This is a genomic window from Sinomicrobium halophytocola (assembly GCF_052983395.1).
Genome location: NZ_JBRKIT010000024.1, coordinates 163,922 through 176,908 on the forward strand (window position 1 = coordinate 163,922; position 12,987 = coordinate 176,908).

Here is a 12,987-nt window from a genome sequence, read left to right on the forward strand (position 1 = left end):
TTAATTACTTGATAATGAGTAGTTTATTAGATTAACTGACTAAAACCAATAACCAATGAAACACGAATGTATAAAAAGGTGGCTGACGATGTTGATTCTCCTTGGAAACATTATCGTCTATGCCCAGGACAAGGCGGAGTCTACAGTTTCCGGTACAATAACGGACACTATGGGTATACCGCTGCCTGGGGTTACTATTTTGATCAAGGACACTAATGACGGAACTGTCTCCGACATGGACGGAAGTTATGAGATGAATGCTTCCAAAGGAGATATTATACGCTTTTCCTATATAGGAATGAAAAGCGTAGAGCATCTTGTCGACGAAGATCTGAACATAGACATAACTATGGAAGAAGACAATGCTCAACTTGACGAAGTAGTGGTTGTAGGATATGGCGCTCAGAAAAGAGAAGACCTTACGGGTGCTATCAGGACCATCAATCCGGATGAGGTCAGGGACCTTCCCGTATCCAATCTTTCGGAGTCCTTACGGGGACAAATACCGGGATTATCCGTATCCGGGGGTTCCACACGTCCCGGGGAGGCTGCAACCCTTCAGATTCGTCAGACTTTCGGATTTTCTAAAGACGGAGGAACATCACTACCGCTGGTTGTAATTGATGATATGATACAGGTAGACCCGGAAACAGGGCTCCCTACCTTGGAAACCTTTAATCGTTTAGACCCTTCGGAAATAGAAAGCATTACCGTTTTAAAAGACGGTTCGGCAGCCATTTACGGGGCCCGTGCTTCCCAGGGAGCCATAGTTGTAAAAACCAAAAGGGGAAAGATTGGTAAGCCGACATTCAATTATTATAGCCAGTTTTCTTTTAACGATGCCGTAAGTCACAGTAAAACCATGAGTGCCTATGAATATGGCATCTGGCATAACAGGTTTTTAAAAGCAGACAACAGGGATGATGAAGGAAGAAACCTGTTTTCCGTCGAGGAACTGGAAGAGATGAGGGGCCTCGATTATGACTGGCTGGACAAGGCATGGTCTGCAGCAGGACAGCAACGACATTCCTTTAGTGTAAGCGGGGGAACCGAGAAAGCGACTTATTTTGCAGGAGTTACCTACTTTACACAAGGATCCAATCTGGGGGAGCAGGATTATGATAAATGGAATTTCCGTACTGGTGTAGATGCCAAAATCTCGGAAAGTTTTGATCTGTCGGCCTCTGTTTCCGGAAATTCCGGGAGTGTGGAAAAATCGTTTACCAAGGCTGCCGCAAATATCAGCGACAGCAGCTACGGTTCTAAAGCAGGTGGGGGGGAACAGGCAGATTACGGCTATTTGCTCCATATGCCCAGATATATCCCCTGGCTGACAACTGTAAATGGAGAAGATTACTGGATGTCACCGTTTCCACGTACGGACAGGAATCTTGGAAGTGCTAATTCCAACCGTACTATTGCAGGGTGGAACTACTTCGCTACACTGAACAATGGGTCAAAGCAAACGGAAGAAGATTTTATGTACAATTTTAATGTATCCCTGACCTATAAGGTTCCCTTTATTAAGGGGTTGTCAGTAAAGGGGACATTCTCCAGGAATGAAAATTCCAGATACACCGAACAGGTTCAGTTACCTTATGAACTGGCAAGGATTACCAATTATAATAATGAAGGACGTCATCTTGCAAGTGCTGCCGCAGATTCGGATTATGATATAGAGACCAACGAACGTAATTCACGCGTTTATTACAATAATTATAACAGTAAAAGTACCCAGGCCAACTTCTTTATAAATTATGCCAGGACTTTCGGAGATCATGATATCAGTGCCATGGTATCCATGGAACGTGCCGAATCCAGTTATAAGAGCACGCGTTTGGCCTATGAAAATACATCTGCTGACTATCTGGGTACGCATGAAACGGCGGGAGAACTATCCAATAACTCCACCTCCTACAAAGGAGAAGCAGGAACTCTTTCTTATCTCGGCCGGGTTAATTATAGTTATAAGTCAAAATATTTATTCCAGTTCCTTTTCCGTAGTGATGCTTCTACGAAATTTGCCCCGGAAAATTACTGGGGCTTCTTTCCTTCCCTCCAGCTAGGGTGGATCATGTCTAAAGAAAACTGGTTCGTGGATGCCTTACCCTGGGTGGATTTCCTGAAGATACGTTATTCCGTAGGTAAAACTGGAAAAGACAATATTAAAGCCTGGAGATGGATGCAGTATTATGATCTGTATACGGACAAGGGATTTCAATTTGGCGAGAACGGTGGAATGTTAGGGAACGGACTATCACCTAAAGTAAACCCTAACAGAAATGTAGGCTGGGACAATACCCTAAAGCATAATGCAGGACTGGATTTCAACATCTTGAATAACAGGCTACAGGTTACAGCTGATTTTTATTATGACAGGACCACGGATATGCTTACGGGTATGGCAGGTACTGCGGGAGTCCCTATTTCTGTCGGTGGTGGATTCGCCGAGCAGAATTTTGCGGCAGTAGATGCCTGGGGGGCGGAGTTTAATGTGAACTGGCGGGACGACATAACGGATGATTTTTCCTATAATGTAGGAGTCAACTTCGGGTTCTCCAATAATAAAGTCAAAAAATATCCGGAACAGGCGCTGCAGCATCCGTCGAATAATATAACACAGGAAGGGGCATCCCTGTTCTTCCCGGTTTGGGGAATGGAAACCTGGAAAGAAACTTCTACAGGAGATGGTATTCTGCGTACCGATGAAGACATACAAAGATACTGGAGTTATCTTTCCGAAAATGCAGCAGCAGCAGGTGTAGACCCCATGTATTTTGATGTTAGTTCTATGGATGCCATGCGCAAAGGAATGATGGCCTACAACGATGTAGGAGGACAGTTCGATACGGAAAACGGTACACAGGCAGGTCCAGACGGACAGATTGCCAAAAACCTGGATTATGTAAAGCTGGTGAAAAAGAACCGCACCTATGGCTTCACTACAAACCTGGGAATGGCCTATAAATCGGTTTACTTAAGGACCCAGATCCAGACTTCCTGGGGTGGGGTTCGTATGATGGATATCGTAAAACAGGGGACCTCTTCATCGCACAACATGTGGGCGCACGAAAGTTATTGGAAAGATATGTATGATCCGGACGATAATCCGGATGGAAAATATCCTAACCTGGCTTTTTACGATTATGTTGCACAACCGTCAGATTTCTGGAAATTAAATACTTTTTCATGTGCCATAAGAAACCTTACCGTAGGGTATGAACTTCCCAAAGAGTTCCTGTCCAAAGTTTTTATAAACAGGCTTACCGTTGGCGTAACAGGAAACAATCTTTGGTTTTTGAATAATCCGTATCCTGATAATTACAGGAATATGTATGATAATTCTTATGTAAGCTATCCCACGCTCAGAACATGGACGGTTAATCTTAATGTGTCATTCTAACTTAAACCGGAAAATAATTATGAAAACAAATATAAGCACATATGTAAGCATGATCCTTCTCCTGGTAGCGGGAGTTTCCTGCAGCGATGATTTTCTGGAGGATATGAAAAATTACGGAGAGTACGACGATACGTTTTACCAAAGCGAGGAGCGGGTTACCTCGTATATCGATAATGTGTATTACGATTTTTTCGCGGCCTATACTTCACCGTCATCTACTGTGGTAGGTTCTTATAACACTGAAAATTCCGGTATGACCGAAGAAATAGGAGGAATGCGGGACCTGATAAATCCAACCCTCACCTTTTTTAATGCTGACGATGCCTCCGGCTATTACGGTACCAGGCTGGAAGATAAAGTAAAGAACGAGCCCTATCACAGGATCAGGGAGTGTAATTCTTTTATAGAAGAAGTAGATGTTAAAGGAGCTGACCTGGATGAAGAATTCCGCAACCGGGCCAAAGGACAGATGTATTATTTGAGGGCATTGCAATACTTTGACCTGATGCGTGTCTATGGAGGTGTACCTGTTGTAACCGAAGTTCAGACACCATCTACTACGGACGAAAGTATAAAACTTCCCCGCGCAAGTATTACCGAAGTGGTGGAGCAGATCGTAGCAGATTTCGATATGGCCGCAAGCTTATTGCCTGAGAACTGGGAACCGGCAGATTACGGACGTTTTACCAAAGGAGCAGCCCTGGCTCAGAAAGCAAGAGTATTACTTACCTATGCCAGCCCGCTGTTCAACAGCAACTGGGACAGTAGCGAGCGATGGCAGCAAGCCCTGCAGGCTGCTTTGGAAGCCGAAAACCAGTTAACCGCAGATGGATACGGGTTATACGGAAGTTCCGCAAAAGACTGGGAAGAAATGTTCCTGGTAGATAACTCATTCTGTTCCGAAGCCATTACCGTACAGCTTTTAGGCAGCGGCAACCTGAGCAACTACCTGAACAATTCATGGGAGCAGAATATCCGGTTAAACAGCCAGGACGGTGGCGGAGGGCAATCGGCCCCGAAAGAAATGATCGATTTGTTTCCTATGGCCGATGGTTCCAGGCCTACTGCTGCAAACGAATATGACGATTTCCTTTTCTTCCTCAATCGCGATCCCCGGTTTTACAGGACTTTTGCCTTTTCGGGCAGAAAATGGGGATATAAAGAAGATCCGGAATCTGTAGTATGGGCATATCGTTGGTTAGATAATAATGATGAAGCACATTTCAGCGATAATAACCAATTATCCAGTCCCGCATTTGTTTATAAAATGACCAATACAGATGTTACGAACGAAAGCGGTTTTGAATATTCCGGTACAGATATTTTCGAATACCGGTATGCCGAGTTATTATTGAATATAGCCGAATGCTATGCAGGAATAGGCGATGTAGCCAATTGTACCGCCTATCTCGGAAAAGTAAGACAGCGCGTGGGTATTCCGTCTGCCAATAATTACGGTATAGGTACGCTGGGCAGTAAATACGAAGCTATTGAAGCCTGCCTGTACGAACGAAGAATAGAACTCGCTTATGAAGGAAAACGCTTTTGGGACGTACAACGGTGGATGCTGTACAACGATGATGCTTCAGCAGGAAACAATACCTGTGCCATGCTCGGAATAGAACCTATTAACGGTACCCAGCGCACAGGGCATTTCCTGCAATATAATGGAGTGACTACCGCAGACGATCCCCTGGCCGGTATGCGCGAAGATATTTCTGTAGATCCCGATGCCGGTGATTTCGAAGAGCAATTACAGGAACTGGCGACTATTTACAACGATAACTTTGTGTTGGAAGAACTGATAACTCCTATGGATAATGTCAACGGGAACCCTGCTCAGATTGACTGGAAGCAGAATTATTATATCCAGGGACTGAACAGCAGTGTTTTAACACAAAATGACTGGCTGGAACAAACCATAGGCTGGAAAGATGCCTCCGGGGCAGATGGGACTTACGATTACAGAGAATAAGAAAAACAGTTTGTTTTATAATGGATTAAAATGCTGTTTTTAATGAATAATAGTTAATGTGAAAAATTAAACCAGAAAACACCTAATTATGACCCGTAAAAAAATTGCATTATCACTAGTACTAATAACCTGTTCGTTAGTGGCTTTTGCGCAGTATCCGAAACTCACGGAAGAAGATAGAGCCAAAGAAGCCGCGATCAAGGTAGATGCCCAAAAACGATCTGATGAAGCCTGGGAAAAAGCCTTGCTTATAGTAGAAAAGGAAGCGAGAGAAGGAAAACCATACATTCCCTGGGCATTCCGGCCCGATGACCTGCCCCAGGCAGAGATCCCGGTATTTCCCGGGGCAGAAGGCGGTGGTATGTATAGTTTCGGAGGTCGTGGCGGCGAAGTATATACCGTAACCAGTCTTGAAGACAGAGGGCCCGGAACACTCCGTTGGGCCTGCGAACAGGGAGGAGCACGGATTGTCGTGTTTAACGTAGCCGGGATCATCAAGCTGGAAAGCCCGCTTATTATACGTGCTCCCTACATAACCATTGCCGGGCAGACAGCTCCCGGTGACGGAGTTTGTGTAGCCGGAGAGACTGTGTGGATAGATACCCACGACGTAGTTATCCGGCATATGCGTTTCCGCAGGGGAGAAACCTTTGTAGGTCGCAGGGATGACGCCATAGGAGGGAATCCTGTGGGAAATATCATGATAGACCATGTTTCCGCCAGTTGGGGACTCGACGAAAATATGTCAATCTACAGGCATATGTACAGCCCGGGAGCCGATTACAAAGATGAAAAGCTAGGTACGGTAAACGTAACTATCCAAAACAGTATTTTCTCCGAAGCGCTTGATACCTATAACCATTCCCTGGGAAGTACCCTGGGAGGGGAGAATTGTGCATTTATGCGTAACTTATGGGCTAATAATGCCGGAAGGAACCCGTCTATAGGATGGAACGGTATATTTAACTTTGTAAATAATATCGTATTCAACTGGAGTCACCGTACTACCGATGGAGGAGATTACAAGGCCAAGTACAATATCATCAATAACTACTACAAACCGGGCCCGGTAACGGATTTGGAATCGTCTGTAAGTTACCGTATCCTGAAACCCGAATCGGGGCGTAGCGATCTGGATACTCTTGTATTTGGCAGATCATACGTAGAAGGAAATATTGTAGAGGGAAATGCCAAAGTAACCCGTGATAACTGGGCCGGAGGTGTGCAGATGGCCGGTAAGGGCGATATGATGACATTTGAAGAGGCTTCTAAGTATTTCCCTTATATGAGGGCTAAGGAGCCCATGCCCATGCCTTACATAACCATAATGCCGGTCGAAAAGGTGCAGGATTATGTATTGACCAATGTAGGAGCAACATTACCCAAAAGAGACCCGGTAGATGAAAGGGTTATCCGTACCGTAAAAACCGGGAAACCGGAATATGTAAAAGGACTCGATCCGGAATCCTTCTACCAGTTCGAACACAGAAGACTTCCTCCCGATGCCTATAAGCAGGGAATCATAACCGATATTGCACAAGTAGGAGGATACCCTGAGTATAAAGGAAAACCATACAAAGATTCCGATAAAGACGGTATGCCCGACAAATGGGAGAAAAAATACGGACTTGACCCTAATGACCCGTCCGATGCCAATAAAGACCTTAACGGGGACGGATACACCAACATAGAAAAGTATATAAACGGTATAGACCCTACCAAAAAAGTAGACTGGAAAGACCTGGAAAATAATAAAGATGTGCTTGCAGATCAAAAAAACGGTTTGGCAGCATATACAAAATAATAAATTATGCACGACGGGAGCCGTTGGTTTTCGGCTCTCGTCAAAATTAATATCAGTAATGAAGTCTAGAGTTGTTTCAATAGTTGCTTTTTCCGTATTTACGGTTTTTCAGGCCCGTGCACAGTATCCTGAAATACCTGAAGAAGAACAGGCGAAGACGGATGCTATGATGCAGGCCGAAGAAGAGCGTCTGGCCGAAAAATGGGAGAAAGAAGTATTTCCTGTTATCAAAAAAGAGAGGAAAGAAGGAAGGCCCTATGTCGTTTGGGGTTCGTATCCGGGCGATTTTATTAAAGCCGATATACCCGCGTTCCCCGGGGCCGAAGGCGGAGGAGCCTTTACACCCGGCGGAAGGAGAGGTAAAGTATATGTAATTACCAGTCTGGAAGACAGCGGCCCGGGGACCCTTCGGGAAGCCTGCGAAGCCGGGGGAGCCAGGACAATCGTTTTTAATGTATCCGGAATCATCAGGCTTAAAACTCCCATTAGCGTCCGGGCCCCTTATATTACCATAGCAGGCCAGACCGCCCCTGGGGACGGTATTTGTGTGGCCGGGGAAACCTTTTCGGTAGATACGCACGATGTTATTATCAGGCATATGCGTTTCAGAAGAGGAGAAACCGATGTAACCCGGAGAGACGATGCCCTTGGCGGGGACCCTATGGGAAATATTATCATAGACCATTGTTCGGTAAGCTGGGGGCTGGACGAAAACATGTCCATGTACAGAAATATGTTCAAACCCAATGAAAATTCCGATCGCCAAAAGCTTCCGACAGCCAATATCACCATTCAAAATTCCATTTCTTCGGAAGGACTGGATACCTACAATCACGCTTTCGGAAGTACTATCGGGGGAATACACAGTTCGTTCCTTAGAAATTTGTGGGCCAATAATGTAGCCAGAAACCCCTCCATAGGAATGTATGGCGATTTCACCTTTGTCAATAATGTACTTTTCAACTGGTGGAACCGCTCCGTAGATGGCGGGGATTATCGCTCCATGTATAACATTATCAATAATTACTATAAACCGGGTCCTATCACCCCGGACGACGATGTAAGACATCGTATCCTGAAACCCGAGTCCGGTTGGCTTGATCCCAAAACTTACGGTCGTGCCTATGTCAATGGGAACTTCGTGGAAGGAAACCCCGAAGTGACCCGGGACAACTGGAATGGGGGAGTGCAGCCGGGCGGATCACCGAAAGAGGAATGGGAAGAGCACTTTGCCTATATGAAACAGGACAAGCCCTTTGAAGTTCCCTTTTACACCAAAATGTCTGCTGGGGAAGCCTATGAATACGTGCTGAAAAATGCAGGAGCAACATTGCCCAAAAGGGACCCCGTTGATAAAAGGATAATCGGGCAGGTTCGCACCGGAAAAATCGAGTATCCCGACGGACTGGAAGCAGATACCAAAACGTATGTAAAAAGAAGACTTCCTGCAGATTCCTATAAAAAAGGGATTATTGCCAATATCCGGCAAGTAGGAGGATATCCCGATTACAAAGGAAAGCCATACAAAGATTCGGACGGTGACGGGATACCTGATAAATGGGAGAAAAAATACAACCTTGATCCGAAAGATCCTTCCGATGCCAATGGCGATATCAATGGCGACGGATACACCAATATCGAGAAGTATATAAACGGTATAGACCCTACCAAAAAAGTAGATTGGACAAACCTCGGGAACAACAGGGATACATTGAAAGACCAGGCCGGTGGATTACTCCAATAATTAAGAGAAAACCCCTTAAAAACCGAATAAACAAAATGTTTATTAATTGATTCAAATAGTTGATAATTAATGTTATGAAATAGTTTATCTAAAGTTTAAATATATGTGTAAAATAAAGATAACACCACTCCGGAAGACCCCGATTTTTGTAATATGCTTACTGTTCCTGAACCTTGTTTGTGCCCAGGAAGATCAAGATGAAGCCTATATAAAAGTCACTAATGAACGTGCCGCAAAAATTATAAAAGACCTAGGGATCAATGATGCCGGAAAGGAGATACGGGTAAGAGATATTATTGCACAACAGTACAGGGATCTCAGTAGCATTCACGATCCAAGAGACGAAGCGATAGAAGCGGTAAAGAAAAGCAGTAAAAGTGATGAAGCCAAAGAAAAGGCCATTGAAAAACTGAAGAAGAAATCTTCTAAATCCATAAAGAAACTGCATAAAAAATACCTGAAGAAACTGTCCTCCGAACTTACCGAAGAACAAGTAAGCGGGGTAAAAGACGGGATGACTTACGGGGTGTTGCCCAAAACATACCGCGCTTTTCAGGATATGCTGCCCGATCTTACACAAACACAAAAAGACACCATTCTGGCTTATCTTACCGAAGCAAGAGAACATGCCATAGATGCCGGGTCATCTAAAGAGAAGCACGGTTGGTTTGGCAAATACAAAGGGAAGATTAATAATTATCTCTCAGCACAGGGCTATGACCTTAAAAAGGCAGGAGAAGAATGGCAGGAGAGAATAAAAGCTCAGGCAAATAATAAATAAGCAGAAAATACAAACAGATCTGGAGTTAGTAGTTAGTTGTGTAGGCAATAGATAGTTGGCAGTACGGTGTGCTTCGGCACAACTGTCTGCCGGCTTCTACTGTCTTTCTGTAGTAATAGTAATACGAAATAATGTATCACTCACCTCATACGTTAATGTTTACTCACCACAATATTCGGGGATGGAGTCTACTCTTATCATCCTTCTTTTTCTTTTGTTTTACCATCTGTGCCCAGGTAAAACATCCGGATATCCTGAAAGGAGATGACGGACAACTCGTGTATACCCGGGATGAGAAAGGTAATCGCATCCCCGATTTTTCCTATTGTGGATATATGGCATCCGAAAAACCCATACCCGGTGTGCCCGCAAAAGTTTTTGTGCCTGTAACAGAAGGCGATGCCACCGCAAGTATTCAATCCGCCATAGACTATGTAGGCAGTTTGAAACCCGATAAAGACGGTTTCCGCGGAGCCGTATTACTCGATAAAGGGACCTTTTCCGTGTATGGTTCACTACAAATACCCTATACCGGCGTTGTATTGAGGGGCAGTGGCACCGGATCGGACGGTACATTACTTGTGGGGGAAGGAAAAAGAAGAGAACCCGTTATAAACATACAGGGACGGGACAACAGGCAGTACGGGGACACCATTGCCACGGCCGATACTTTTGTACCCGTAAATGCTGTGGAAATTCCCCTTGTAAGCACAAAAGGATTAAAAGCAGGAGATAAAATATACATACGGAGGGTCTCTACCGAAAGCTGGATAAAAACGCTTCAGATGGAAGAATTCGGCGGAGAGACCGGGTGGATAGGATGGAAGCCGGGAGATGTCGATATCCTTTGGGGCAGGCAGATTACCGAAGTAAACGGTAATACGATCACTATAGACGTACCCCTTACCGAGGCCCTGGACCCGCAGTACGGTCCGGCAGAAGTCATACCCTATACCTGGACAAGGCGTTCCTCGCACAACGGAGTAGAGAACCTCCGGCTGGCATCCGCATACGATACCGATAATGAAAAGGACGAACAACACCGCTGGTTCGGTGTTATTATGGAAAATATAACCGATAGCTGGGTACGCCGGGTGAATTTCGGGCATTTTGCCGGTGGAGCCGTAAAACTCCTTTCCACAGTAAAAAGAGTTACCGTAGAAGACTGCAAATCTCTCGATCCCGTTTCCGAGATAGGTGAGCCACGGCGTTACACCTTTTATACCGAAGGACAACAAACCCTCTTTCAACGCTGTTATTCCGAATACGGCTATCACGATTTTACTGTCGGGGGCTACGGAACCCCGGGGCCGAACGCCTTTGTACAATGCAAGGCATATTTGCCCTACAGCTTTAGCGGAACCACCGGTAGCTGGGTTTCCGGGGCATTATTCGATATCATGGAGATCGATGGCCATGCCCTGAGCCTCAAAAACCGCGAACAGGCCGGCAGAGGAACCGGGTGGACAGCTTCAAACAGCGTGTTTTGGGAGAGTTCCGCTTCCAAAATAGAATGTTACAGTCCGCCAACTTCCCGGAACTGGGCTTTCGGCGTTTGGGGGCAATTTTCCGGGAACGGCTATTGGAAAGAAGTTAACGGCCATATTTCACCACGGAGTCTGTACTACAGCCAGTTAGAAGAACGGCTAGGAGAACTGCCTTACGATCCGTATATCATAGACCTCGGCACCGAACCATCCTCCAGTCCCACTATAGAACAGGCAGCCGAACTCACCGCATTGGCCACCCGGAAGAATATGGAACTTTCCGGCTGGATAGACGAAGCTTCGGAGAGGAATCCCGTGCCCACGGAACATCACAAAGTTAAAAATGTAGAAGACGTTATTTCCTCTTCACATAAAAAAACAGTACCTGTTCCCGGAAAAATACAATTGGAAAACGGCTGGCTTACTGCCGGAGGAAAGCTGCTTACCGGGACACGCCATACCGTGCAATGGTGGCGGGGCAGCCTGCGCAAAAGAGATATAGTCCAGGCTACTCCCCATATCACCCGTTTTACACCCGGCTATACCGGCACGGGCTATACCGATAACCTGGATGAAGTAGTATCCTATATGACCACTAATAATGTAGCAGGTATAGAACACAATTACGGACTCTGGTACGATCGCAGAAGGGACGACCACGAACGTGTACGACGTTTCAATGGTGATGGCTGGCCGCCTTTTTACGAACAACCCTTTGCACGCAGCGGAAAGGGAGAAGCCTGGGACAGGCTCAGTAAATACGACCTCACCCGTTATAACGACTGGTACTGGAACAGGCTCAAAAGCTTCGCGGATAAAGCAGAGCAACAGGGCAAACTGCTCGTACATCAGCAGTATTTTCAGCACAATATTCTCGAAGCAGGAGCCCACTGGGCCGATTCGCCCTGGCGTCCAGCCAACAATATAAACAACACGGGCTTTCCCGAGCCGCCCCCGTATGCAGGGGATAAACGCATCTTCCTGGCCGAGCAGTTTTATGACGTAAACCACCCGGTCCGGCGGAAACTTCACGAACAATACATACGTAAAGGACTGGAAAACTTTGCCGGGAACAGCAATGTTATCCAGCTTACCAGCGCCGAGTATACAGGCCCCTTACATTTCATGGCATTCTGGCTCGATGTTGTGGCCCGGTGGGAAAAAGAAAACGGGCAAAGCCAATGGATAGGCCTTAGCGCTACCAAAGACGTACAGGATGCCATACTGGCTGACCCCGAACGATCGGCAGTTGTAGATGTCATAGACATCCGTTACTGGCACTACAAACAGGACGGTAGTGCCTATGCTCCTCAAGGAGGCAAAAACCTCGCTCCGCGGCAACATGCCCGCAAAATGAAAACTGGTAAAGAGACTCCCGGACAGGTATATCGTGCCGTGCGTGAATACCGCAATAAATATCCCGGTAAAGCCGTGATTTATTCCACCCCGGGTTCCGGAAGGTTCGGCTGGCCTGTTTTAATGGCCGGAGGCTCGCTACCCGCAATCCCCGAAGTGAATTTAACCTCGTTTTACACCGCCCTTCCGCGAATGACTGTAGAAGAAGGTACTCCGGAATCTGTCTGGGCACTACAGGACGAAGGAAACAGTTACCTGCTGTATTTCACGGATAAAACGATCTATACGCTCAACCTGGAAAACTACAGGGGAAATTACGATCTGTACCAGGTAGATTTGTCCGACGGAAAAGCGACCAGGAAAAGCACGCTGCGCGGAGGGCGAGAACATACTATTGACGAAACCAACAAACTAATATTCATCGTAAAAAGATAACA

Annotated in this window: 6 protein-coding genes; all 6 read left to right on the plus strand. The window is 45.9% G+C overall.

Annotated features, from left to right (window positions below):
* The first annotated feature begins 55 nt into the window (after positions 1-55).
* The 6 genes from ACVBDY_RS08420 to ACVBDY_RS08445 all read left to right on the plus strand — a co-directional run bounded on the left by ACVBDY_RS08420 (position 56) and on the right by ACVBDY_RS08445 (position 12,985).
* Complete coding sequence (locus tag ACVBDY_RS08420) at positions 56-3,403, plus strand: SusC/RagA family TonB-linked outer membrane protein (RefSeq protein ID WP_447175026.1); 3,348 nt, start codon at positions 56-58, stop codon at positions 3,401-3,403.
* A 19-nt stretch (positions 3,404-3,422) separates the two neighbouring features.
* Positions 3,423-5,378: a RagB/SusD family nutrient uptake outer membrane protein gene (locus ACVBDY_RS08425; RefSeq protein ID WP_447175027.1), complete on the plus strand. Its 1,956-nt coding sequence runs from the start codon at positions 3,423-3,425 to the stop codon at positions 5,376-5,378.
* 88 nt (positions 5,379-5,466) lie between these two features.
* Positions 5,467-7,182, plus strand: coding sequence for a polysaccharide lyase (locus ACVBDY_RS08430; protein ID WP_447175028.1), 1,716 nt, complete (start codon positions 5,467-5,469; stop codon positions 7,180-7,182).
* 58 nt (positions 7,183-7,240) lie between these two features.
* The gene (locus tag ACVBDY_RS08435) at positions 7,241-8,926 is read left to right on the plus strand and encodes a polysaccharide lyase (RefSeq protein WP_447175029.1); all 1,686 of its coding nucleotides are present in this window, start codon (positions 7,241-7,243) and stop codon (positions 8,924-8,926) included.
* A 103-nt stretch (positions 8,927-9,029) separates the two neighbouring features.
* Positions 9,030-9,707: a DUF3826 domain-containing protein gene (locus ACVBDY_RS08440; RefSeq protein WP_447175030.1), complete on the plus strand. Its 678-nt coding sequence runs from the start codon at positions 9,030-9,032 to the stop codon at positions 9,705-9,707.
* Positions 9,708-9,838: 131 nt separating this feature from the next.
* Positions 9,839-12,985 (plus strand): DUF6298 domain-containing protein, encoded by a 3,147-nt coding sequence (locus ACVBDY_RS08445; protein ID WP_447175031.1) that lies wholly within the window; start codon positions 9,839-9,841, stop codon positions 12,983-12,985.
* Positions 12,986-12,987 lie beyond the last annotated feature (2 nt).

Excerpts from the sequence above, each read along its gene's own strand:
- ACVBDY_RS08425 (WP_447175027.1), top strand. The coding sequence starts at position 3,423 with ATGAAAACAAATATAAGCACATATGTAAGCATGATCCTTCTCCTGGTA.
- ACVBDY_RS08440 (WP_447175030.1), top strand. The coding sequence starts at position 9,030 with ATGTGTAAAATAAAGATAACACCACTCCGGAAGACCCCGATTTTTGTA.
- ACVBDY_RS08445 (WP_447175031.1), top strand. The coding sequence starts at position 9,839 with ATGTATCACTCACCTCATACGTTAATGTTTACTCACCACAATATTCGG.
- ACVBDY_RS08430 (WP_447175028.1), top strand. The coding sequence starts at position 5,467 with ATGACCCGTAAAAAAATTGCATTATCACTAGTACTAATAACCTGTTCG.
- ACVBDY_RS08420 (WP_447175026.1), top strand. The coding sequence starts at position 56 with ATGAAACACGAATGTATAAAAAGGTGGCTGACGATGTTGATTCTCCTT.
- ACVBDY_RS08435 (WP_447175029.1), top strand. The coding sequence starts at position 7,241 with ATGAAGTCTAGAGTTGTTTCAATAGTTGCTTTTTCCGTATTTACGGTT.